This is a genomic window from Tianweitania aestuarii, from assembly GCF_018457165.1.
In the GTDB taxonomy this organism is placed as follows: domain Bacteria; phylum Pseudomonadota; class Alphaproteobacteria; order Rhizobiales; family Rhizobiaceae; genus Tianweitania; species Tianweitania aestuarii.
Genome location: NZ_JAFMNX010000001.1, coordinates 507,958 through 530,964, shown reverse-complemented (window position 1 = coordinate 530,964; position 23,007 = coordinate 507,958). Strand labels below are relative to the sequence as shown.

Annotated in this window: 27 protein-coding genes; 16 read left to right on the top strand and 11 right to left on the bottom strand. The window is 61.2% G+C overall.

Annotated elements, in window-relative coordinates; all coding sequences use genetic code 11:
• Window positions 1–27 precede the first annotated feature (27 nt).
• From JYU29_RS02530 to JYU29_RS02490, 9 genes are all read right to left on the bottom strand, one after another.
• Window positions 28–372, bottom strand: coding sequence for a RidA family protein (locus JYU29_RS02530; protein ID WP_213983185.1), 345 nt, complete (start codon window positions 370–372; stop codon window positions 28–30).
• A 64-nt stretch (window positions 373–436) separates the two neighbouring features.
• Window positions 437–1,573 carry an NAD(P)/FAD-dependent oxidoreductase gene (locus JYU29_RS02525; protein ID WP_213983184.1) on the bottom strand — a complete coding sequence of 379 codons (1,137 nt, stop codon included), beginning with the start codon at window positions 1,571–1,573 and terminating at the stop codon, window positions 437–439.
• A 3-nt stretch (window positions 1,574–1,576) separates the two neighbouring features.
• Window positions 1,577–3,013, bottom strand: coding sequence for an FAD/NAD(P)-dependent oxidoreductase (locus JYU29_RS02520; RefSeq protein ID WP_213983183.1), 1,437 nt, complete (start codon window positions 3,011–3,013; stop codon window positions 1,577–1,579).
• The gene (locus JYU29_RS02515) at window positions 3,010–3,312 is read right to left on the bottom strand and encodes a (2Fe-2S)-binding protein (protein WP_213983182.1); all 303 of its coding nucleotides are present in this window, start codon (window positions 3,310–3,312) and stop codon (window positions 3,010–3,012) included. The genes JYU29_RS02520 and JYU29_RS02515 overlap by 4 nt, the downstream gene beginning before the upstream one ends.
• Window positions 3,293–4,411 carry an NAD(P)/FAD-dependent oxidoreductase gene (locus JYU29_RS02510; RefSeq protein ID WP_213983181.1) on the bottom strand — a complete coding sequence of 373 codons (1,119 nt, stop codon included), beginning with the start codon at window positions 4,409–4,411 and terminating at the stop codon, window positions 3,293–3,295. Before JYU29_RS02510 ends, JYU29_RS02515 begins: the two co-directional genes overlap by 20 nt.
• Window positions 4,412–4,428: 17 nt before the next feature.
• On the bottom strand, window positions 4,429–5,229 hold the full coding sequence (locus JYU29_RS02505) for an ABC transporter permease (protein ID WP_213983180.1): 801 nt from the start codon (window positions 5,227–5,229) through the stop codon (window positions 4,429–4,431).
• Window positions 5,226–6,134, bottom strand: a complete 909-nt coding sequence (locus tag JYU29_RS02500) for an ABC transporter permease (protein WP_213983179.1) — start codon at window positions 6,132–6,134, stop codon at window positions 5,226–5,228. The genes JYU29_RS02505 and JYU29_RS02500 overlap by 4 nt, the downstream gene beginning before the upstream one ends.
• Window positions 6,135–6,136: 2 nt before the next feature.
• Window positions 6,137–7,171 (bottom strand): ABC transporter ATP-binding protein, encoded by a 1,035-nt coding sequence (locus JYU29_RS02495; RefSeq protein WP_213983178.1) that lies wholly within the window; start codon window positions 7,169–7,171, stop codon window positions 6,137–6,139.
• Window positions 7,172–7,243: 72 nt separating this feature from the next.
• A complete protein-coding gene (locus JYU29_RS02490; protein ID WP_213983177.1) occupies window positions 7,244–8,290 on the bottom strand; it encodes an ABC transporter substrate-binding protein in 1,047 nt (348 codons plus the stop codon).
• 121 nt (window positions 8,291–8,411) lie between these two features.
• On the opposite strand from JYU29_RS02490, the gene JYU29_RS02485 reads away from it, so the two are divergent.
• Window positions 8,412–9,332, top strand: coding sequence for a LysR substrate-binding domain-containing protein (locus JYU29_RS02485; RefSeq protein ID WP_213983176.1), 921 nt, complete (start codon window positions 8,412–8,414; stop codon window positions 9,330–9,332).
• Window positions 9,333–9,405: 73 nt separating this feature from the next.
• Here JYU29_RS02485 and chrA read toward each other — a convergent pair whose 3' ends face one another.
• Window positions 9,406–10,662, bottom strand: a complete 1,257-nt coding sequence (gene chrA / locus JYU29_RS02480) for a chromate efflux transporter (RefSeq protein ID WP_213983175.1) — start codon at window positions 10,660–10,662, stop codon at window positions 9,406–9,408.
• 241 nt (window positions 10,663–10,903) lie between these two features.
• Here chrA and JYU29_RS02475 point away from each other — a divergent pair, with 241 nt between their 5' ends.
• Genes JYU29_RS02475 through JYU29_RS02455 form a run of 5 tightly spaced genes read left to right on the top strand, consistent with a single transcriptional unit; the run spans window position 10,904 to window position 13,871 of the window.
• Window positions 10,904–11,248 (top strand): ArsR/SmtB family transcription factor, encoded by a 345-nt coding sequence (locus JYU29_RS02475; RefSeq protein WP_213983174.1) that lies wholly within the window; start codon window positions 10,904–10,906, stop codon window positions 11,246–11,248.
• Window positions 11,248–11,394 carry a hypothetical protein gene (locus JYU29_RS02470; RefSeq protein ID WP_213983173.1) on the top strand — a complete coding sequence of 49 codons (147 nt, stop codon included), beginning with the start codon at window positions 11,248–11,250 and terminating at the stop codon, window positions 11,392–11,394. The genes JYU29_RS02475 and JYU29_RS02470 overlap by 1 nt, the downstream gene beginning before the upstream one ends.
• A 7-nt stretch (window positions 11,395–11,401) precedes the next feature.
• Window positions 11,402–11,815, top strand: a complete 414-nt coding sequence (gene arsC, locus JYU29_RS02465; protein WP_213983172.1) for an arsenate reductase (glutaredoxin) — start codon at window positions 11,402–11,404, stop codon at window positions 11,813–11,815.
• Window positions 11,812–12,537: an arsenical resistance protein ArsH gene (arsH, locus tag JYU29_RS02460; protein WP_213983171.1), complete on the top strand. Its 726-nt coding sequence runs from the start codon at window positions 11,812–11,814 to the stop codon at window positions 12,535–12,537. The genes arsC and arsH overlap by 4 nt, the downstream gene beginning before the upstream one ends.
• Before the next feature lie 23 nt (window positions 12,538–12,560).
• Entirely contained in the window at window positions 12,561–13,871 is a 1,311-nt protein-coding gene (locus JYU29_RS02455) for an arsenic transporter (protein ID WP_213983170.1), read from the top strand.
• 212 nt (window positions 13,872–14,083) lie between these two features.
• Here the strand turns inward: JYU29_RS02455 and phnF are convergent, their stop codons facing one another.
• Complete coding sequence (gene phnF, locus JYU29_RS02450) at window positions 14,084–14,806, bottom strand: phosphonate metabolism transcriptional regulator PhnF (RefSeq protein ID WP_213983169.1); 723 nt, start codon at window positions 14,804–14,806, stop codon at window positions 14,084–14,086.
• 105 nt (window positions 14,807–14,911) lie between these two features.
• On the opposite strand from phnF, the gene phnG reads away from it, so the two are divergent.
• From phnG to phnE, 10 genes are all read left to right on the top strand, one after another.
• Window positions 14,912–15,367, top strand: a complete 456-nt coding sequence (phnG, locus tag JYU29_RS02445) for a phosphonate C-P lyase system protein PhnG (protein ID WP_213983168.1) — start codon at window positions 14,912–14,914, stop codon at window positions 15,365–15,367.
• On the top strand, window positions 15,367–15,972 hold the full coding sequence (gene phnH / locus JYU29_RS02440; protein WP_213983167.1) for a phosphonate C-P lyase system protein PhnH: 606 nt from the start codon (window positions 15,367–15,369) through the stop codon (window positions 15,970–15,972). The genes phnG and phnH overlap by 1 nt, the downstream gene beginning before the upstream one ends.
• Before the next feature lie 2 nt (window positions 15,973–15,974).
• Window positions 15,975–17,084, top strand: a complete 1,110-nt coding sequence (locus tag JYU29_RS02435) for a carbon-phosphorus lyase complex subunit (RefSeq protein ID WP_213983166.1) — start codon at window positions 15,975–15,977, stop codon at window positions 17,082–17,084.
• Window positions 17,081–17,998 carry an alpha-D-ribose 1-methylphosphonate 5-phosphate C-P-lyase PhnJ gene (locus tag JYU29_RS02430; RefSeq protein ID WP_213983165.1) on the top strand — a complete coding sequence of 306 codons (918 nt, stop codon included), beginning with the start codon at window positions 17,081–17,083 and terminating at the stop codon, window positions 17,996–17,998. Before JYU29_RS02435 ends, JYU29_RS02430 begins: the two co-directional genes overlap by 4 nt.
• Window positions 17,995–18,771, top strand: coding sequence for a phosphonate C-P lyase system protein PhnK (phnK, locus tag JYU29_RS02425; RefSeq protein WP_213983164.1), 777 nt, complete (start codon window positions 17,995–17,997; stop codon window positions 18,769–18,771). The genes JYU29_RS02430 and phnK overlap by 4 nt, the downstream gene beginning before the upstream one ends.
• 25 nt (window positions 18,772–18,796) lie before the next feature.
• Complete coding sequence (gene phnL / locus JYU29_RS02420) at window positions 18,797–19,525, top strand: phosphonate C-P lyase system protein PhnL (protein WP_213983163.1); 729 nt, start codon at window positions 18,797–18,799, stop codon at window positions 19,523–19,525.
• Window positions 19,525–20,142: a DapH/DapD/GlmU-related protein gene (locus tag JYU29_RS02415; protein WP_213983162.1), complete on the top strand. Its 618-nt coding sequence runs from the start codon at window positions 19,525–19,527 to the stop codon at window positions 20,140–20,142. Before phnL ends, JYU29_RS02415 begins: the two co-directional genes overlap by 1 nt.
• Before the next feature lie 86 nt (window positions 20,143–20,228).
• Complete coding sequence (gene phnC, locus JYU29_RS02410) at window positions 20,229–21,068, top strand: phosphonate ABC transporter ATP-binding protein (protein ID WP_213983161.1); 840 nt, start codon at window positions 20,229–20,231, stop codon at window positions 21,066–21,068.
• Between the two features lie 25 nt (window positions 21,069–21,093).
• On the top strand, window positions 21,094–22,083 hold the full coding sequence (gene phnD / locus JYU29_RS02405) for a phosphonate ABC transporter substrate-binding protein (protein ID WP_213983160.1): 990 nt from the start codon (window positions 21,094–21,096) through the stop codon (window positions 22,081–22,083).
• Window positions 22,084–22,152: 69 nt separating this feature from the next.
• Window positions 22,153–23,007 (top strand): phosphonate ABC transporter, permease protein PhnE, encoded by an 855-nt coding sequence (gene phnE / locus JYU29_RS02400; RefSeq protein WP_213983159.1) that lies wholly within the window; start codon window positions 22,153–22,155, stop codon window positions 23,005–23,007.

The following is a 23,007-nucleotide window of genomic DNA, read 5'->3' as shown; positions in this document are numbered from 1 at the left end:
CGTTGCGATAGAAGCGTGGCCTGGTTCTTATGCTGCCGCTGTGACGACGACTTCGATGAGAACATCCTTGCCCAAATCAGCAACGCCGATTGTGGCGCGGGTCGGCAGGTCGGCGGCGGCGATCCACTTTGTCCAAGCAGCGTTCATCTCGCCCTTTTGCGACATGTCGGTCACGTAAAGCATCGCGGAAACGAGCTTGGTCTTGTCGGTGCCGGCTTCCGACAGAAGCTTGTCCAGCTTGGCGCAGATCTGCTCGGTCTGGCCGCCCATCGACTGGGTCAGATCGTCAGCGATCAAGCCGCCGAGAAAGACGATGCCGTTATGCTCGACGATGCGGTGCATGATAGGGGTCTGGAGGATACGGTTGACCATGATGAAACTCCTTTTTTCCATGGGAAGGTGTCCGCTTATCTGGTGAGAAAGCGGGATGAAGAGCTTAGAAACCGGTGCTTTGCCGGCCTGATGGGGCGAAGCGACGGATGGAGAATGGCGAGATCGGAAGGTTGGTCTGACCCGTCGTAACGAGTTCACCAATGATCGAACCGCAGATCGGGCCGAGCTGAAAACCGTGCAGTGAATAACCGAAGGAGTGGAACAGACCATCCTCCGTCCGGCTCGGCCCGATCACCGGAATTCCGTCGGCCATTCGCGCCTCTATTCCGGCCCAGCAGCGTATGATGCGGGCATCGTGCATGACAGGAAACAGGTCGCGGACGGTTCGTGCGTTTTCGCCGAGCTTGGCGTAATCGAGAATGGTGCGATTGGTGTCAGGCTCAGCCCGACCGAGATAGCCGCCGCCGATCAGCACGGTTCCGTTGGCGAACTGCTTGAAGGACAGCGTCCGCGACGTCGCACCAACAACCGGCTTCAGAAACGGAGCGCGGCGCTCGGTGATCATCAGCATCGGCGCGACGGCTTCCAGCGGGACCGGCTCGCCGAACCGTTCGGCGATACGCCCGGCCCAGGCGCCGGCTGCGTTAACCAGCTTGGGCGCCGAGAGTGTTTGGCCATCTGCAAGCTGCGCCACGAAATCGCGGCCATCACGCCGGATGTCCGACACAGCCACACCTTCGATGATGCGCGCGCCAAGCCGCTCGGCCTTGTTGCGAAACGCCTGCACGGTGCGGAACGGAAGGGCTGCCCCATCCGCACGCGAAACCATTCCACCAACCACATGCGGTGCAGCCGCAGGAACGAGTTCGCGCAGCTGTTTTTCGTCGATGACCTCTTCATGCTCGAAGCCGGCCGTGTGCAAGGCGGAAGCCCTTGCCCGACATGTCTCGAGATCGGCTTCGGACTCGGCCAGCTTGACCTGACCGTGGCTTTCGAAACCGCAATGGTCATCGACGAGGTCTTCGATGCCATGCCACATCTCCATCGACGCAACGGACAACGGGATTTCGGCCAGGACGCGGCCGAGCTGGCGCACGCCACCGGCATTCGCGCCGGACGCATGACGGCCGATGTAATCCTTTTCGACAAGCACCACCGACGCGCCACGCTTGGCAAGCTGGAGCGCTGCCGAACAGCCATGCAGGCCGCCGCCGACCACGATGACGTCTGCAGTCACCATCGGCTAGCCGCGCGCCACGGTTCGTATCTCGGTTTCGCTTTGCTTCAGCGAGGCGAGTTCGGCCAGCGTGACTGGCTTTACCGGAGCTCGCAGGCGGTAATAGCCGACAGCTTCCGGCGTGCTGCCCCGCGCTTCCGCGATCGTTTCGGACACGGTGAGGCCGCACAAACGCCCCTGGCACGGTCCCATGCCGCAGCGAAGAAAGCTCTTCAGCTGGTTTGGACCGGCGATGTTCAGAGTGGTGACGGCCTTTCGGATCTGGCCACCGGTGACTTCCTCGCAGCGGCAGGCGATCGTGTCTTCGCCGGCGACGCGGAATTGCTGGGCAGGCTGGTAGAGCCTGTCGAGGAAAACACGGCCGCGATCATACCGGTTCAGCTCGGAGCGGATCGGCTTTGCCTGCTCGTCACGCTGGGCGATCGAGATGATGCCGAGACCAGCCAGCGCGTCGAGCGCAGTGATGCGTCCGCGTTCGGCTGCCGCTTCCGCGCCGGCAATGCCAGCGCCGTCGCCGGAAATGGCGATGCCGGGAACCGTGGTGTTGCCCCAGTCGTCGAGTTTCGGCTTCCAGGCGAGTTGGGCATCGTCCCATTCCAGCTCGCAGTTGCTGGCGCTCGCCATGTTGATGTTGGGCGTGACACCCTGATGCAGCAGAAGGTGGTCCGCCTCGATCACCACCTCGCGGCCGCCTGCGGTATAGCGCACACGCGCCAGATGCCCCTCGCCTTCGGCAGCAAGAGCCGTAACGCCGCTGATGATCTTCGCCTGCCGCCGAACCTTGGCCATGAGCTTCAGCCCTTTGGCAAGATAGGGAGAGGTAAGGAAGCCCGGCAGGTCTTTCATGGCGGTGCGCCAGTTGCCGCGCGGGGTGGTGTCGAGAATGGCGTCGAACCGCTTGCCGGCTGCGAGATACTGCGCGGCGATCAGCCAGAGCAGAGGTCCGCACCCCGCCAGAACCACCTTGCCCGAAACGGCAACTCCCGAGGTCTTCAACAGGATCTGCGCCGCGCCGGCCGTCATCACGCCCGGCAAGGTCCAGCCCTTGATCGGCATGGGCCGCTCCAGAGCACCTGTGGCCATGATCACGCGGCGCGCATGGAGAACGGCCGTGCGCCCTCCTGACGAGATGCCGAGTTCAAGCTCCGGCGACAGCTGCCAGACCGTTGCGCCTGGGAAATAATCTGCCTGGCTTTGCGAAAACGCCGCGCCGATCGCTTCGCCCTTCCAGTAGTCGGCACCGAGCAATGCGCGATCCTTGAGCGGCGTTGAACTGACTGCGCGGTAGATCTGCCCACCAAAGGTAGGATTCTCGTCGACGAGCAGAACCTGAGCGCCTTTATCGGCAGCAAGCGTCGCCGCAGCCATGCCGGCAGGCCCGGCACCGATCACGACGAGGTCATAGTGCTCGGCCAGGTCGTTCACATGGGACAGCGTCTTCATCGCGCAAGCTCTCTTTTGCCGCGGCCGATCTGCGTTTCGACCTGCATGCCGGGACGAAGGGCAACGAGGCAGCCCTGCTGATTGCCGACGCCATCGATCGTGACGAGGCATTCGAAACACACACCCATCAGGCAGTAAGGCGCTCGCGGCTCACCGCTGACCGCACTGCTCCGGCATGTCTCAACGCCGGCGGCCAGCAGGGCCGAAGAAACCGTGTCGCCCTGCCGCCCTTCAAGGGGGCGCCCGTCGAGTGTGAAGGATACCGGCGAACCGGAAGGATCAGGCAGTCGCTGAAACATGGAACCTCCGCGAGGAGAACGCATCAAGATCGGATGAAAGTTTGCCCTGGGCGAGCAGCGGCGCGAGCAGGTCGGCATGGGCGGCAGCAAGCGTGACGCCGGAATGGCAGCTCGCCACGAAGGCGCCCGGATGGGTCGGCGATTCCTGGTAGATCGGGAAGCCATCGCGGCTGTAAACGCGCAGAGCCGACCAGGTGCGAACCACATTGAGGTTCGCCAGGCGCGGAAACATCCGCACAGCGCGATCCGCCATCACCGCGTTGATGCCAGGGCGCATGACACGATAATCGTCGGCTTCTTCCTGGCTGTCGCCGATCATGACACCGCCTTCATCGGTTTGGCGGACGGTCGACAACGGCATGTCGAGGAAAGGCTCGGTTTTCTCGGTGACGATCACCTGCCCCCGCAAGGGGCGAACCGGCACATCGAGGCCGATCATCTTGCCGAGGCGCACATTGTCGAGCCCCGCCGCAAGAACGATGCGATCGGCATGAACCACCGCTTCATCCGTCTTCAGCGCGTAGCCGCCTTGTGCTCCTGCAATCTCCTGGACGAGCGACCCCGAGCGGTAATGGCCGCCCTCGACAGCGAAGCCTTCATGCAGCGCGCGAAACAGCTTCAGTGAATTGACGTCGCCATCCAGCGCGCAATAGGTGCCACCGACGACCTCCGGGCCGACTTCGGGAAGGTGTCGGCGGATCTCGTCGCCATCCAGAACGTCGATCCGGTAAGGCTCGCTTTCACCCTGGTTGTGCAGCCGGTTGATGTTGGCTGCACGCCGATCAAGCTCGTCCTGCGACAAACAAAGGTGGAAGCCGCCGGGGCGACGGTAAGCCATCGAAAAGCCGACGCGCTCTTCCAGCTCACGGGCAAAGGTGCCCCAGTGGTCCGACGAGCGGCGCGTCCAGGTGGCATAGGCCGGCATTCCCAGCCCTTTGCTTTGCACCCACACCAGAGCGAAATTGCCACGTGACGCCCGCTTGGCGACGTCGCCTTCATCCAGCATCGCGACCTTGAGGCCGCGCTTGGCAAGACCATAGCCGATGGCGGCCCCCACCAAGCCGCCGCCAACAACGGCGAAATCAAAGTTGTTTGTCATGTTTTCTGCCTGAAATCCTAGCTTCGGCCTGGGCCGACGAGCAGACGTTCCATTCCGAAAAGTCGGTCGAGCACGACCATCACGATCACCGTCAGCACGATGAGGATCGCGGACACCGATGCGACGAGCGGGTCGATATTGTCTTGGATGTAGAGAAACAGCCGGACCGGAAGCGTGGTCGTGTGCGGGGTCGAGATGAACACGCTCATCGTCACTTCATCGAAGCTTTGAATGAACGACAGGATCCAGCCGGACACGACGCCGGGAAGGATCAGCGGCAGCGTGATCCGTCTGAACTTGGTCCAGCGCGATGCGCCAAGAGAAACGGCAGCGTTTTCGATCTGCTGGTCGAGCCCGACGGATGTGGTCAGGATCAGGCGCAAGGCAAATGGGAACACCACCACCAGATGGCCCGCCACCAGTGTCCAGCCGGAGATGCCAAGGCCCGCTTCCGTGAAGAAGCGCAGCAGCGCGATGCCCAACACGAGATGCGGGATCATCAGCGGCGACTGAAACAGGCTCAGCAGCAATCCACGTCCTGCAAACTTCAGCCGTCCGATCGCAAGTGCTGCAGGCACAGCCAGAACCACCGCGATCGTCGAGGAAAGTGCGGCCAGCCAAAGGCTGGTGCGAAACGAAGCGAGGAACTCGGGCCGATCACCGATCGCGTAGAACCAGCGCAGCGACAGGCCATCAGTGGGAAGCGAGAGATAGCCGCGCGAGGTGAAGGCCACGACGCAAACCACCAGGATCGGCGCCGTGACGAAGAGCACCACCAGAGCGTGAAACGCCAGTGCAAGAGGACCGTTGCGGTTCATTGGAACACCTGCGCGTAACGGCGTTCGACCAGGCGGTTGCAGCCGACGATGATGATGATGTTGCCGACCAGGAGAAGCACCGCGATGGCGGCACCCAGCGGCCAGTTCAGCGTCGAAAGGAACTCGTCATAAGCCAGCGTGGCAGCCACTTTGAGGCGACGGCCGCCGATGATGGCCGGGGTGGCGAAGGCAGACGCTGCGAGGGCAAAGACAATGATCGAGCCGGACAGGATGCCGGGCATGATCTGTGGCAGGATGACCCGGCGCACCACGGTGAAAGGCGAAGCGCCAAGCGAGATCGCAGCGTTTTCGACCTGTGGATCGAGGCGCTGCAAGGCTGCCCAGACCGAAATCACCATGAACGGCATCAGCACATGCGCGAGCGCGATGATGACGCCGGTTTCCGTGTACATGAACTGCACGGGCGCCGACAGAATACCCAGCCCGGTCAGGGTCTGGTTGATGACGCCGGTTGAGCCCAGCAGCATGGCCCAGCCAAGCGTACGCGCGACCACCGAAATCAGAAGCGGTCCGAGCATCACGAGCAGGAAGATCGAGCGCCAGGGCGCACGCATGCGATGCAGGATATAGGCTTCCGGTGCGCCAATCAGGGCGCAAAGAAGCGTAGTGAGAAGCGAGATCCGGAAGGTGCGAAGGAAGATCTCGTGGAAATAGGAGTCCTGGATGATTTCGGCGTAGTTCTTGAACGAAATGTCGTCCGTGACGCCAGTGTACATCCCGAACGAATGCAAAGACAGGATCAGCGTCATGATCAGCGGCACCAAAAGGAGCGTGCCGATCACCAGAAGGGCTGGAAGGTTCAGAAGGTAAGGGGTTGCCGAAAAGCGCTCACGTGGGGCGCTCTTTGGGGCAGCTATGGCGGTGTCGGTGGTAGCGGCGCTCATGGTCACACCGCCCGGTCGCGTGGAAGGACGCGCATGTCTTCCGCCTGCCAAGCGAGGCAAACAGTGTCGCCGGTGCCAGGCAGCCGACGGCTGTCATTAGGCGCCAGCACGACGATGGGGCCGGCCTCGCTCTCGACCTCGAAGAACCATTGGCTTCCCTGGAAAACGCGCTTGCGCACAATGCCCTTCAGGCCTGTCTCACCGAAGCTGATGCGCTCCGGCCGTACGGCCACGAGGATCGGACCTGAGTTCCCGTCTTCGCCGACCGTCCAGCGCTGGTCCTTGACCGAAACGCTTGGCCCTTCGCGATTGCCCTCCAGCGTGTTGGTGCGGCCGAGAAAGCTCGCAACAAAATGGCTCGACGGCGTTTTGTAGGCGGCTTCGGGCGGTCCGACCTGCTCGATGGCGCCCTTGTTCAAAACAACGATCCGATCAGACAGAGCCATGGCTTCTGACTGGTCGTGGGTCACAAGAATGGTTGTGAGACCCGTGCGCTCCTGAATGTCGCGCAATTCGCCCTGCATTTCGTCGCGCAGCTTGGCGTCGAGATTGGACAAGGGTTCATCGAGCAGAAGCAGGTTTGGCTCGATCACAAGCGCCCGCGCCAGCGCCACGCGCTGCTGTTGTCCACCCGACATGCGGCGCGGATAACGATCGGCCATCGATGACAGGCCAACAAGCTGCAGCGCTGCGGCGACCCTGCGGTCGCGATCGGCACGATTGACCTTGCGCATTTCCAGCCCGAAGCCGACATTCGCGGCAACCGTCATATGCGGAAACAACGCGTAGCTCTGGAACACCAGACCCAGACCGCGCTTGGCCGGCGGAACTTCGGCGAGATCGCGGCCATCCAGCACGATCCGGCCGGACGTCACGTCGGTGAAGCCGGCAATCATCTGCAGCGTCGTCGTCTTGCCGCAGCCTGACGGACCGAGCAGCGAAATGAATTCCCCCCGTTCGATCTCCAGCGAAATGCCGTCTACCGCAGTGATGTGATCATAGCGCTTGGTGAGGCGCTCGATTTTCAGGAAGCTCATCAATCGTTACCATTCAAAGGAAAGGCTATTCCGCCGGTCTGGCGGAATAGCGGGAAGTGATCAGATCGATGATCAGCCTTCGACTTCACGCGTCCAGCGCGTGTTCCACTCTTCGCGGACCGGATTGACATAGTCCCAGTCGATCACGCGCAGTTTGCCGACCTGCTCGGGACCATAAGGAATGCCCTTGGCTTCTTCCTCGGTCAGCTTGGCCTTCTTGTTGACGGGTCCGTAGCCATAGCCCTTCGCAACCTTTTCCTGCACTTCCGGGCTGAGGAGATATTGCAGCAGAGCCTGGGCTTCCGGCGTTTCGCGGCCGGCGATCGGGCAGCCGATGATGCCAAGCGACACGGCACCTTCCTTCGGATAAACCATTTCCACGGGGAAACCGGTGTTGGCGAGCGAGTTGATGCGCGCCGAACCCCACACGCCAAGCACGGCCTGTTTGCTCTGGAACAGCGACGTCATCTGGCCGGGCGAGGCTTCATAAGCGAGGACGTTGGGATCGATCTCCTCGCTGAAAGCCTTGAAGCCCGGATCGATGTTGCGCTCGTCGCCGCCGCCAAGCTCGGCTTCCATCACCAATGCGTGCAGGCCGTAGGTGTTGGAAAGCGGTGGAACCACCAGCTTGCCGGCATATTTCGGATCCTTCAGATCCGCCCAAGAGGTCGGGGCGCCCCAGCCCTGCTCCTTGAAGTATTCGGTGTTGTACATCAGCCCGGTTGCAACAGCGCCGAGGCCGGTTGCCTTGCCGCCGCTGATCTTGGCGGTGTCGTAAAGGTCGTCATAAACAGGTGCGGCTTCGATGTCCTTGCACAGGCCAAGCGCGATCGCCTGATACATCGGGCCGTCATCCATGATGGCGACGTCGATCTGAGGATTGGCACGCGTGGCGACAAGGCGCGCGAGGGTGTCCGTCGAATTGCCGGCGGTGTATTCGATCCGAACGCCATGCTGCTTTTCGAACTCAGGGAAGATCTGTTCCCGCATGAGTTGTTCGTAGGATCCGCCATAGGCGGCAACGTAAAGCGTCTTCTCCTGAGCGACGACAGCGGACGTCGCGGCGATGGCGAAGGCTGCCGTGGTGCAGAGAAGGCGGATGCTGGACTGAAAGCGCATTGAATTTCCCCTGTGTTGTCGTTGCTCCTTGCGAAGTGTTCTAAACTCGGAGACATTCGTCAAATCGAATTTCGTGACTAGTCCATTACCCAATGTTATATCGATTAAGAAGTAGGCGTGAATGATCACCAGCCGGCAGGTAGAGGCATTTCGTGCCGTGATCTTGAGCGGATCGGCAACGGAAGCCGCGAATTTTATGGGTGTTACGCAACCTGCGATCAGCCGGCTTCTTGGCGATCTGGAGCATGCGATCCAGTTGAAGCTGTTTGATCGCAAAGGCGGCAAGCTGCTGCCAACCTCGGAAGGCATCAGCTTCTATCGAGAGGTAGAGCGATCCTTTGTCGGGCTGAACCGAATCGAAAAGGCTGCCAAGGACATTCGGGAGCGTCGGGGTGGCGAGTTGAGGGTCGCGGCCCTTCCTGCGCTCGCGACAAGCTTGCTTCCAAGCGTTGCGGCGGAGTTTTCAGCGGCACGCCCCGCCGTCGACATGACGCTCTATGGCATGACCTCCCCTTCGGTGCTGGAATGGGTGATCACCGGCCGGTGCGACCTGGGCATCGTGCATGAGCGCATTCCCCATTCCGCCATCACGACGCTCGACATTCCACCCATGGAAGCCGTGTTCATCGCACCAAGTGGACACCCGCTTCTGGACCGTGACGTGATCCATCCCCAAGACATCCACGATCAGGACTTCGTCGGCTTAGCCTCGTCATCCTCGATGCGGCGGTCGTTTGATGCAGTCATGGTGACGCATCGATGCGTTCCCAAGATCCGCATGGAAAGCCCGCTGACCATGATGCTGTGCGGCCTGGTCGACGCCGGCTTCGGCTGCGCGGTCGTCGATCCCTTCACTGCAATGCATTTGCCGTGGCGCAACATCCAGGTCAGACCGTTTCGTCCATCCATTCAGTTCGAATGGTCGATCATCCTACCCAACTTCTCCCCCGTATCCTCGCTGGCCGCAGATTTCGCTGCAGAGTTCTCGAGTGCTTTTTCAAAAGCCTTGGCAGACCTGCAAACCGCATCGACAGACCGGTAACACTGCTCTTGAAGAGCGACTGTCTACGCCGATCTTGAGCTGGCGGGAGCTAAGCCTGTCAGCGTAACTGCCTTTACGGGACGGGCGTCGTCAGTAGGCTCAGACCCAACCCGCTCGGCACCATGAACAAGACCACGAGCCACGGGGAAGCCTTCCAGAGCGTCAGCATAACAAAACCAGTCAGGGCAAGCGCAAAATCATAAGGGCCGAGGATGGCACTTGTCCAAACAGGGTCATAGAGCGCGGCGCCCAGCAGTCCCACCACGGCTGCATTGGCTCCACGCATTGCCGCCTGCATACTGGACTGTGAGCGGAACCGGCCCCAGAACGGAAGTGCACCTATCAAGAGCAAGAAGCCTGGCAAAAAGATTGCCAGCAGACAGATCAGAGCACCGACTGGACCGTTTGGACCCTGCTTCATAACTGCGCCGAGATAGGCTGCGAAGGTGAATAGCGGACCCGGGATGGCCTGCGCTGCACCATATCCCGCGAGGAAGGCGTTTTCGTCTGCCCAACCCTGCCCAACCACTTCTGATTGCAGCAGGGGAAGAACCACATGCCCACCGCCAAACACGAGCGAGCCTGTCCGGTAGAAGGAGGCAAACAACTCCAGCCCCTGCGACGACAATGCCCTTGCTAGAACGGGTAACCCAATCAGCAACAGTAAGAACAGCACAAGAGAAAAGCCTGCTGCTCGTTCCGACACGGGGATTTTCAAATGCCCGGGAGCGGCAGCCGGAGCCGTCCGGCAAAGCGAAAGCCCCGCAAGCGCGCCAACGACGATAGCTGCAATCTGTCCGATCGTACCGGCCATGGAAACGACGATCAGAACAGCCGCCAAAGCAATGCTCGCCCTTTCTCGATCCGGCGTAAGTGTTCGCGCCATGCCCCAGACAGCTTGTGCGACGACTGCCACAGCAACAACTTTGAGACCGTGCAGCAACCCTGTGCCGATTTGACCATCAAACACCGCCGCGCTGTAGGCGAACAGCACGAGGATAATGGCCGAAGGCAGAGTAAAAGCGGCCCATGCGACAAAGGCTCCGCATGGGCCACCGCGTAACAGTCCCAGAGCAAAACTTACCTGACTGGAAGCCGGCCCAGGAAGAAACTGGCAGAGTGCAACGAGGTCAGCATAGCCTGCCTCATCAATCCATTTACGCCTCACCACAAGCTCATCACGAAAATATCCGAGATGCGCAATTGGGCCGCCGAACGAGGTCAGTCCAAGCTTGAAGAAGGCGCGGAACACTTCACCAGCTTGTGCAGCGGTTCCTGAGGTTTGTGGAATAGCGGGGGCTGCTTCTGTCAAGTTCGGATGCGCTGTCATGTCAAATGCCGGCAGAATACAGCATTTGTGCTCATGTTAGATGACAGAGCGGTGTAAATTCATGGTTTTTGCGCCAGCGTCCTGCCTGAGATGGCAGCAACTTGGCTGTGCGTCATTCGGTGACCTCCTCCGTGCGCATGACGCCACCGAAAACCTTGTCGAATGAAGCTGCTGCCTGAATTCGGCTGCCCGGCGGACTAGCTGAGTTGCATCCTACAACATTATTTGTATAATAGCATATATGAATGATGTTTCAGCAGTAGCCGCCCTCTCCGCTCTCGCCCACGCTGACCGCCTCGCTGCCTTTCGCATGCTGGTTCGAGCCGGGCCGAATGGGATGCCGTCAGGCGAGATAGCGGATGCCTTGTCTATCCCGCCCACAAGGATGAGCTTCCATCTTGCCATCTTGGAGCGCTCGAAGCTTCTGCGCTCGTGGAGGGACGGCCGGCGCATCCTTTATGCAGCAAGCTATGACGACATGCGCCAGCTTCTGGCATTTCTGACCGAGGACTGCTGTTCAGGAAATCCTGAGATCTGTGGAAATCTCGGTGACTTCGCCGCCACCTGCACACCGGAGATGGGCTGATGATCACCCGACCCTTGAACGTCTTGTTTCTTTGCAAGGGCAACTCGGCCAAGCCTGCCACTCTGGAACGAGCGAGCCTGACATCCCGAGTCCACGAGATCGCTCCGTTCGAAGGCGCTGCCCTTCCCCATCCCCATGTTGCCTGAGGAAACCATGCCGGTCACGATCTACCACAACCCCGCTTGCGGAACGTCGCGCAATACCTTGGAGATGATCCGCCAGTCCAGCGAGGAGCCGCAGGTTATCGAGTATCTCAAGACCCCGCCGAGCCGCGACAAGCTGATCGAACTGCTCGCCGCCATGGGCATGAGGCCGCGCGAGCTTCTTCGTGAAAAAGGCACGCCCTACGCCGAGCTTGGCCTGGAGGATGCATCCCTCACGGATGACGATCTCCTCGAGGCGATGATGGCCCACCCGATCCTGATCAACCGGCCGATCGTCGTGACTGACAAGGGCGCGGCCCTCTGCCGTCCCTCCGAAAAAGTGCTGCCGCTTCTCGACCGTCCCGTCGCGACCTTCACCAAGGAGGATGGTGAAACGGTGGCTGTATCCGGAACACCTGGATGACCGATCCCCTGGCGATGGACCTGCCGAACATCGATCTTGAGCAACTGCGCCCGATCGATCCAGCCGCCCTGGGCCTGGATGGCGAACCCACGCATCCCCCGCGCATCCTCATCCTTTATGGCTCGCTGCGGGAGCGATCCTTTTCGCGCCTTCTGTCGGAAGAAGCCGGGCGGCTGCTGCGCTGGTTCGGCTGCGAGACGCGGACCTTCGATCCCCATGGCCTGCCGCTTCCTGATGAAGCGGAGCCGGACCATCCCAAGGTGCAGGAACTGCGGGACCTCGCCGAGTGGTCCGAGGGCATGGTCTGGGTCAGCCCGGAACGCCATGGTGCCATGACGGGGATCCTGAAGGTCCAGATCGACTGGATACCGCTTGCGTTGGGCGCCAAGCGACCGACGCAGGGCAAGACGCTGGCTGTCATGGAAGTTTCGGGCGGCTCGCAAAGCTTCAATGCCGTGAACCAGATGCGCATCCTCGGACGCTGGATGCGCATGGTGACGATCCCCAACCAGTCCTCTGTTCCAAAGGCGTTCCTCGAATTCGATGAGGCCGGGCGCATGAAGCCATCGGCTCTCTACAACCGTGTCGTCGATGTGTGCGAGGAACTGGTGAAGTTCACCTACCTCGTGCGCGGCCGCTCCGCTCACCTGACGGACCGCTATTCCGAACGCGTCGAAAACGCCGAAGAACTCTCCAGGCGCGTCAACCAGCGCTCCATCTGACCCTCAACCCCCCGGACGCTTCCATGCTCGCCCTTGCGATCTTCGTCGCCACGCTCGTTCTCGTCATCTGGCAACCGCGCAATCTGGGCATCGGATGGTCCGCGCTTGCGGGTGCAGCCGTTGCCCTCCTGACTGGCGTGGTTGGCTGGGCGGATGTCGGCATCGTCTGGACCATCGTCTGGGACGCGACTTTTACCTTTGTTGCGCTCATCATCATTTCGCTGATCCTCGACGAGGCGGGCTTTTTCGCCTGGGCCGCACTTCATGTCGCGCGCTGGGGCGGTGGAAACGGGCGGCGGCTGTTTCCCCTCACCGTCCTGCTCGGCGCAGCCATTGCCGCCGTTTTTGCCAATGATGGCGCCGCACTCCTCCTCACGCCGATCGTTCTGGCGATCCTTCTGCGCTTGAACTTCCCGCCCGCCGCCGCGCTCGCCTTTGTTGTCGCCTGCGGCTTCGTGGCCGATACGACCTCGCTGCCGCTGGTCGTGTCCAACCTCGTAAACATCGTGACAGCCAACTTCTTCGATGTCTCGTTTGGACGCTACGCGGCCGTCATGGTGCCGGTGAACCTGGTATCGCTCGCCGCAACGCTGCTGGTGCTGTGGGCCCATTTCAGGCGCGACATACCGCAGACCTACGCGGTGTCTGAGCTTGAGCTGCCCGCATCGGCGATCAACGATCATGCGGTTTTCCGTGCGGCGTTTCCGCTGCTCGGCCTGCTGCTTGTGGCTTACTTCGTGACAGGCCCCCTGGGTGTCCCGATCGCGTTCGTCACGGGTGCCGCAGCGTTTGTTCTCATGGCGATTGCCGGACGCTGGTTCACGGCTGGGCGCGGTGCCGTCGTGCCGCTTGGGAGAGTGCTGCGCGATGCGCCCTGGCAAATCGTGCTGTTTTCGATCGGCATGTATCTCGTGGTCTACGGTTTGGGCAACGCGGGGCTCACCGACATCGCGGCGGGCGTCCTGCATTGGCTTGCCACCCAGGGCACGCTCGTTGCAACGGTTGGCACCGGCTTTGTCGTGGCGGCGCTCGCCTCCGTCATGAACAACATGCCTGCAACCCTCGTCGGCGCCTTGGCGATCGACCGCGCCACCCTCGATTCCATGACGAAGGAATTGATGGTCTACGCCAACGTCGTGGGCAACGATCTCGGCCCGAAATTCACGCCGATCGGTTCGCTCGCCACCCTGCTTTGGCTGCATGTGCTGGCCGGCAAGGGGCAGCGCATCACCTGGGGCCAGTACATGAAGGTCGGCCTTGTTCTGACCCCGCCTGTTCTTCTCGCAACCCTCATGGCGCTCTGGCTCTGGCTGCCGATCGTGTCAGGTCCATGAAAGCGTCCGGCTTTACATAGCTTATCGGTTGCCTTGCCGTTCCTGTTTCCACGATGTCACGCCGCTGCCTGTCACTGAAGCGGACTGCCAGACGCGGTCAGGAAGTCAGTCAATCACAATGACCCTCTCGGCTGTTGAACGGATGCTTGAACCTGCCGTTTCTCCACCAGCAAGCTGTCTGCCAAGGCATCATAGATCATTGCTTGTTCTGTTCATGAGCCGCCGAAAACCAGTTCCATCCGATCGGCCAAGAACTTGGTGCGGATCGCTTGGATCGGCTTGCCGTCAAGATCGATGTCCAGTGCGGAAGAGATCAGCATGATGGCATCGGCCGCGCAGTTCAGGAGTTCGATATCTCGGACAGACGCCCGCTCCGCCGTCAGCCGCGTTTCGCCTCGACGGTAATCATGAACGCCACACATCCGCAAAGCCTGCGTGATCGAGCCGGTTTCGGCGTAGCTTTCGATGATGGCGGGGAAGCGTTCGACGGAAAAATAGCAGATTGAACGCGACAGGGGCATGCCGTCCGCAACCGACAGCTTTTCGAGCCGGTGAAGTGGCGCGCCAATCTTCGTCTTCAGCAACTCGGCTTTGTCACGATCGGCGGCGACCTGCTCGGAGCGGATCAATCGGCCTGAGGGTTCGAGAGACTGCCTGAGCATGTTCTCCGAAAATCGCGTTCGCGTCCCCACGGAATAAACCAGACGCTTCGGCACGGCATTGACGAAGGTGCCGCGCCCGCGCTCTGCCCGCAGCAGTCCATCATCAGCCAAGGCAGCTTTCGCCCGTCGAACGGTGTGCCGGTTCACGCCAAATCGCTGCGCGAGGTCGACTTCTGGTGGAAGCATCTCGACGATGGTCCCATCGGTGATCGCGCTCCTAATTTCATCGGCCACGCGCCGCCAGCGCGCCACACCGTCACCTACTGAGACCATGCTTCCTCCTGTTGTGACGGACAGTGTCACATGCTCGTCACCATCGCTGCGTTAGAACACGCCTATGACTAGTTGTCTATACAAATAGACATTTAGGAGAAAGCGATGTCTTCATCAATCGTCCCGACTAAGCGCAAACGCATGCTGGATGCGTTCGCCGCCTGTGATCCCGTGCTTCTTTCCGAGCGCTACCACGCACTGGGCGATCTTCCGGCCGCTGCGCCCGTGCGTGGTCCAGAAATCGGCATGATCATGCTGCGTGGTCGCGCAGGTGGCGGAGGGGCTCCTTTCAATCTCGGTGAAGCATCCGTCACACGGGCAAGCGTCAAATTGGCGAGCGGCGAAGTGGGGCATTCGCTCATCCTCGGCCGTAATGCGCGCAAGGCGCAGATTGTGGCCCATCTCGATGCTTTGGCTCAGCGCAGCGAATGGGCACCTCGCATCGAACAGGATGTGGTGCAACCGGCGCTCGCTCAGCGGGACGCCGAGCGCAAGCGTCAAGCCGAAGAAACCGAAGCAACACGCGTCGACTTTTTCACCATGGTGCGGGGAGAAGACTGATGACCGCGCAGGTTTCCACCCAGATCTACGAAGGCGGCTTTTCCGATCCGGTCTTCGGCTCGCAAACGGTGTTCCGCGCGGTCATGGATGCAATGGCCAATCCGGGTCGTGTTATCGATCTCGGCCAACTCACCCAGGCTCCCGCGCCCCTTGAGCCTGCCGCGGGTGCAGTTCTTGCAGCACTGGCCGATTACGACACACCGCTCTGCTTTGAAGCCCAAAACAACGCCGATGCCGCAGCCTGGCTGACCTTCCACACGGGCGCACCGGTCACCGCCGATCGTGCCAACGCAGCCTTTGCGGTTCTTGTATCCCGCAGCGCCGTTGGAACATGGTCGGACTTTGCCATTGGCACATCATCTTTCCCAGACCGGTCGACCACGCTCCTTCTGCCGGTTGAAGACCTTCGATCGGGCAAGCGGCTGACGCTGAACGGCCCCGGCATCGAACACGCGGCCGACATCGCACCGGCCGGTCTGCCGGAGGGCTTTGCGTCTGCAATGGGCGAGAATGCCAAGCTCTTCCCGCTCGGTTTCGATCTTCTTCTTGTTTGCGGCAGCGAGCTGATTGCCTTGCCGCGCACCACCCGCATTATGGAGAACTGACCATGTATGTGGCGGTTAAAGGCGGCGAGGCAGCGATCAACAATGCGCATCGCCTCATGGCGGATCGTCGGCGTGGCGATCGCAACGTGCCGGGTCTCACGATCGAGCAGATCGCCGGCCAGTTGGCGCTCGCGGTCGATCGGGTCATGGCGGAAGGATCGCTTTATGATCCGGACCTAGCCGCAATGGCCGTGCGTCAGGCGCGCGGCGATCTGATCGAGGCGATCTTTCTGCTTCGCGCTTATCGCACGACGCTGCCGCGCTTCAACAACAGCACACCGATCGATACGGCCACCATGCGCATCGAACGGCGCGTGTCGGCGACCTATAAGGACATTCCCGGCGGGCAATTGCTCGGCCCGACCTTCGATTACACGCATCGCCTGATCGATCCGGCGATGACCGAAGATGGTCCGGTCGAACCTGGTCATCGCAGGCCCGTGGAAAGCGACGCCTGTGCGCCGCGCGTCACGGACATCCTGAACGGCGAAGGCCTGATCGAGCCCGATGTGTTCAGCAACGCCGAGCCTTCCGACTTGACCCGCGAACCCACCGAATATCCGGTTGATCGCGATCTGCGGCTTCAGGCGCTGGCGCGCGGCGACGAAGGCTTTCTTCTGGCGCTCGGTTATTCCACCCAGCGCGGATATGGCCGCACGCACCCGTTCGTGGGTGAAATCCGCATCGGCATGGTGGATGTCGAGATCGACATGCCCGAACTCGGCTTTGCCGTCACCGTCGGCTCCGTGCGGGTCACGGAATGCCAGATGGTATCGCAGTTCAAGGGCTCGGCCGGTGTTAAACCGCGCTTCACCCGTGGCTACGGCCTTGTGTTCGGCCATTCCGAACGCAAGGCGATGGCGATGAGCCTGGTTGATCGCGCCCTGCGCGCCGATGAGTTCGACGAACAGCGGCTGGCGCCTGCGCAGGACGAGGAGTTCGTTCTGGAGCATTGCGACAACGTGCAGTCGACCGGCTTCGTGGAGCATCTGAAACTGCCGCATTACGTGGACTTCCAGGCCGAGCTCGATCTGCTGCGCCAGCTCCACGAAGACACGACAACGGCCACGATCGACGATGATCAGGCACCTCTCAGCGAGGCGGCACAATGACCGGCACCGACGCACTTCCCGCCTACAACTTCGCTTATCTCGACGAGCAGACCAAGCGGATGATCCGCCGCGCGATCCTCAAGGCGATCGCCATTCCCGGCTACCAGGTGCCGTTCGCGTCGCGCGAAATGCCAATGCCTTATGGCTGGGGCACGGGCGGCGTGCAGGTAACGGCCTCGGTTCTTGGTCCCGATGACGTGCTCAAGGTGATCGATCAGGGCGCCGACGACACCACCAATGCCGTGTCGATCCGCGCCTTCTTCGCCAAGGTCGCCGATGTCGCCACCACCACGAAAACCACCGAAGCGACGATCATCCAGACGCGCCACCGCATTCCCGAAACGCCGCTCGAGGCCGGACAGATCCTGGTTTACCAGGTGCCGATCCCGGAGCCGCTGCGCTTTCTCGAGCCGCGCGAAACCGAAACGCGGGTCATGCACGGCCTGGAAGAATACGGCCTCATGCATGTGAAGCTCTACGAGGATATCGCCCAGCACGGCCATATCGCGACGACCTATGCTTATCCCGTGAAGGTCGAGGATCGTTACGTGATGGATCCGTCGCCTGTCCCGAAATTCGACAATCCCAAGATGCACTGCTCGCCCGCATTGCAGCTGTTCGGCGCCGGTCGCGAAAAGCGCATCTACGCGCTGCCGCCCTTTACCGATGTGGTGAGCCTGGATTTCGAGGATCATCCTTTCGCAATCCAGCGCTTCGAAGCGCATTGCGCCCTGTGCGATGCGCGCAACGTTTATCTCGACGAAGTGGTCACCGACGATCGGGGCGGCCGTATGTTCGTGTGTTCCGATACCGATCACTGCGAAACCCGCCGCACTGAGGGTCACCGGGGAACGGGCCTGCCGCAAACTGAAGGGGGCGAAACTGCCTCAACCAGCCGGGAGGCTGCGGAATGAGCACGCAACCCATTCTTTCCATTCGCGATCTGGCGCGGCGCTATGGCGCTTTCGTTGCGTGCGCAAACATCTCCTTTGATGTCTGGCCGGGCGAGGTCGTGGCGATTGTCGGCGAATCCGGTTCCGGCAAGACCACGCTGCTGAACTGCATCTCCGGCCGCATGGAGCGCAGTTCCGGCGAAGTTCGCTATCGCATGCGAGACGGTCGCTTCCCCGATCTTCAGGATCTCAGCGAAGCCGAACGCCGCTTTCTTGCCCGCACCGATTGGGGCTTCGTGCACCAGAACCCTGCGGATGGATTGCGAATGCGCGTTTCAGCCGGCGCCAATGTCGGCGAACGCCTGATGGCGATCGGCGACCGTCATTACGGCAACATCCGGCAAACGGCCGCCGACTGGCTGGAGCGCGTCGAGATCGCCGCCATGCGCATCGACGACAAGCCGGTCTCCTTTTCCGGCGGCATGCGCCAGCGCCTGCAGATCGCCCGCAATCTGGTCACCCATCCACGGCTGATCTTCATGGACGAGCCGACAGGTGGCCTCGATGTATCGGTTCAAGCGCGCGTGCTCGATCTCTTGCGCATGCTGGTGGCCGATCTCGGCCTCTCGGTGGTGATCGTCACGCATGACCTCGCGGTTGCGCGTCTTTTGTCGCAGCGCATGATCGTGATGAAGAGCGGCCATGTCGTCGAACAAGGTCTGACGGACCGCGTGCTCGACGATCCCCGCCACCCCTACACACAACTCCTCGTCGCCTCGATCCCAGAGAACTGAGATGAGAACCAAGATGAGAGCTGAGATGCCAGACATGGATACCTCCGCCCCGCTGCTCGACGTTTCGAGCGTCGCCAAGTCCTTCACCATGCATCTGCGCGGCGGCCTTCGTTTGCCGGTGGTCGCCAATGTCGCCTTTACCGTTCATCCCGGTGAATGCGTGGTGCTGGGCGGCCCATCCGGCGTCGGCAAGTCGTCCATTCTGCGCATGGTCTATGGCAACTACGCCGTGGATGCCGGCCAGATCCTTGTGCGCGATCAAACAACCCAAGAGATGGCCGATCTGGCCACCGGCGACCCACGCCTTGTGCTGGATCTGCGCCAAAACAGCATCGGCTATGTCAGTCAGTTCCTGCGCGCAGTGCCGCGCGTATCGGCTCTGGATGTGGTGGCGGAGCCCCTCGTGACGCGCGGCGTCGAGCGTAATGTGGCAACCAGCCGTGCCGGCGAAATGCTGGAGCGGCTCAACCTGCCTTCGGCCTTGTTCACGCTTCCGCCCGCCACCTTCTCCGGCGGTGAAAAGCAGCGCGTCAACATCGCGCGCGGCTTCATCACCGACCACCCGATCCTGCTTCTTGATGAGCCGACTGCCTCGCTCGATGCGGCGAACCGCGATGTCGTTGTGGCGATGATCAAGGAAAAGCTCGGCGTGGGCACCGCCATTCTTGGCATCTTCCACGACATCCCCGTGCGCGAAGCAGTTGCTACCCGCATCATCGACGTTTCGGCCTTTTCCGCCCGCGAGGCCGCGTAATGCCGAAGCTGAGTGAACACACGCCTCTGATCCACCCGACCGCTCAGGTCGAAAAGGTGACCTTCGGCCGATACGTCGAGATCGAGGAACGTTCGCGCGTCAGCGAAACAGAGCTCGGCGATTATTCCTACGTGATGCAGGACTGCGCGATCTGGTGCGCCACCATCGGGAAGTTCGCCAACATCGCATCGACCGTGCGCATCAACGCGACCAATCACCCGACCGAGCGTGCGACGCTGCATCATTTCACCTATCGCGCCGGCGACTATTTCGACGGCGCGGACGATGAAGCCGACTTCTTTGCCAAGCGCCGCAGCCTGCGCGTGACGATCGGGCACGATGTGTGGATCGGCCATGGCGCAACCGTGCTTCCGGGCGTTTCGGTTGGCAATGGCGCAGTGATCGGTGCGGGTGCCGTCGTGTCGCGCGATGTCGCGCCTTACACCATCGTCGGCGGCGTTCCCGCCAAGCTGATCCGCGACCGTTTCGAACATGGCGTCGGCGCACGCATGGACCGACTGGCCTGGTGGGATTGGCCGCATCACCGCTTGTTCGAAGCCTTGAACGACTTCCGCAGCCTGCCGGCAGCCGACTTTCTCGACCGCTACGAAGCCTGACGCGAAAGCGTCATCAAACATTCACCCACCTGTCGTCGCGGGGTCAACCGATGGCGATAAACCAAGCAAAACAGGGAATGAAAACCATGACTGCGATCAGCGTTTCCAATCTCTCGAAACGATACGGCAAGACCACCGCACTGGATCAAGTCAGCCTCGAGCTTCAACGGGGCGAGATGGTCGCGCTGATCGGCGCATCCGGCTCGGGCAAAAGCACGCTGATCCGCCACATTGCCGGGCTTGAGATGGGTGATGGAACGGCTGGAAAGGTCACCGTGCTCGGCAACATTTCGCAGGATGGTGGTCGGCCGAACCGCAGCAACAAGCGTGGAGCCGTGTCCGTCATCTTCCAGCAGTTCAACCTGGTAACGCGCTTGTCCGTGTTGACCAACGTGCTGATCGGCAATCTGGGCCGTGTTCCGCGCTGGCGTGGCACGATCGGTGTCTTCAACAAGGCGGAAAAGGAAAAAGCGCAGGCAGCACTCGCCCGCGTCGGCATTCCGCAGGTCGCAGCTCAACGCTCCTCCACACTGTCGGGTGGTCAGCAGCAGCGTGCCGCCATTGCCCGCACGCTCGTGCAGCAGGCCGAAATCCTGATTGCAGACGAGCCTATCTCCGCGCTTGATCCGTCCTCGGCGCGGCGCGTCATGGATGTCCTGGCCGATATCAACAACCAGGACAACATCACCGTCCTCGTATCTCTGCATCAGGTCGAATATGCGCGCCGTTATTGCAAGCGCACGATCGCCATGCGGGACGGACGCATCGTTTACGACGGGCCATCCACGGCCCTGTCCAATGCCTTCCTGGCCGAGCTTTACGGCGACGCTTCGGAAGAACTGGTTTTGCCGGAAGCGCCCGCAGAACCAATGCCTGCCGTACCTCTCGGGCAACCCGCCCGACAGCCGGCTCTCATGCACGCCTGAACCCATCCAACAACCGGAACCTGTTATGAACGCGATCCTGAAAAGTGTTGCGGCGGCTTCGCTCGCCTGCCTGATGTCGTCGGCTGCCTTTGCGCAGGACGTCATCAACTTCGGCATCATCTCCACAGAAAGCCAGCAGAACCTCAAGAGCACCTGGGAGCCGCTGCTGGAAGACATGGAAGAAAAGACCGGCCTTCAAGTGAAGCCGTTCTTCGCATCCGATTATGCCGGCATCATCGAAGGCATGCGCTTCGGCAAGGTGCAGATGGCCTGGTACGGCAACAAGTCCGCCATGGAAGCCGTTGATCGCGCCGATGGCGAAGTCTTCGTGCAGAGCGTGCCGGTTGCCGGCGAACCCGGCTATTGGTCCGTCGTCATCGTGCCTAAGGACTCTCCGATCCAGACGATCGACGACGTCCTGAAGTGCGACCAGTCGCTGAACTTCGGCCTCGGCGATCCGAACTCGACCTCCGGCTACCTCGTACCGATGACCTTCGTGTTCTCGGCCAAGGGCATCGATCCCAAGGCCTGCTTCAAGAACGTCACCAACGCCAACCACGAGACCAACGCGATGGCTGTGGCCAACGGCCAGGTCGACGCTGCCGCCAACAACACCGAGAACATGGCGCTGATCAAGCAGAACCAGCCGCAGGCTTTCGAGAAGATCCGCGAGATCTGGCGCTCGCCGCTGATCCCGTCGGATCCGATCGTCTGGCGCAAGGACCTGCCGGAAGCCGAAAAGACCAAGATCAAGGAGTTCTTCCTGACCTACGGCACCGACCAGTCCAAGGGTGATGTCGCCGCCGAGAAGGAAATCCTCAAGGGCCTGAAGTGGGCGCCGTTCCGTGCATCGAGCGACAAGCAGTTGCTGCCGATCCGCGTCATGGAACTCACCAAGTCGATCAGCCAGACCGAAGCCGATACGGCGATGGCTGCCGATGCCAAGGCTGCCAAGCTGAAAGACCTGAACGAGCAGAAAGCCAAATACGAGGCTGAACTCGCCACCGCTGGCTGATGCCTGACGTGGGGAGCGGCTTGGCTGCTCCCCACACCCCTTCTCTTCTTCGCGTCGCGAGTAATCAGCATGGATCGAACAGCAACTCCTAATGGTGCGGCCTCTGCTTTGACGCCCGCGACCACGCCGGCCAAAGCGACGGCTCCGGCACCTGAAAGCGCGCGAACACCAGGCGGCTTTCGCAATCTGATCCTGCTTGCCGTGTTGATCACAGCTCTCGGGATCAGCTGGGGTCCAGCCGAGATGGGCAACTGGACCTATCTCTTCACCGATTCCGGCAACATGGCCGAATATGCGTCCGGCTTCCTGCAACCGGACTTCGGTCAATGGCGCTCCTATCTCGAAGAGATGATCGTCACGATCCAGATCGCGCTTTGGGGCACGTTCCTGGCCGTGATCCTGTCCGTGCCCTTCGGAATCCTGTCGGCCCACAACATGGCGCCTTGGTGGATCAACCAGCCGGTCCGGCGTTTGATGGACCTTTTCCGCGCCATCCACGAAGTCGTCTTCGCGGTACTGTTCGTGGTGGCCGTCGGCCTTGGACCTTTCGCCGGCGTCATGGCTCTGTTCATCCATACCACCGGCATTCTCGCGAAGCTCTTTTCCGAAGCCGTGGAAGCCATCGACCCGCGTCCTGTTGAAGCCATTCGCACCACGGGTGCATCGCGGATGCAGCAGGTGATCTACGGTGTGATCCCGCAGGTTCTACCGCTCTGGATTTCCTATTCGCTTTACCGCCTCGAATCCAACGTCCGCTCCGCAACCGTCCTTGGCATCATCGGTGCGGGTGGCATCGGGCAGGTGTTGTTCGAGTCGATCCGGGCCTTCTACTATCCACAGTCTTCCGCGATTCTGATCATCGTGATCCTTACTGTCACGGTCATGGATCTGATCTCGCAGCAGCTGCGAAAACTGGTGATCTGA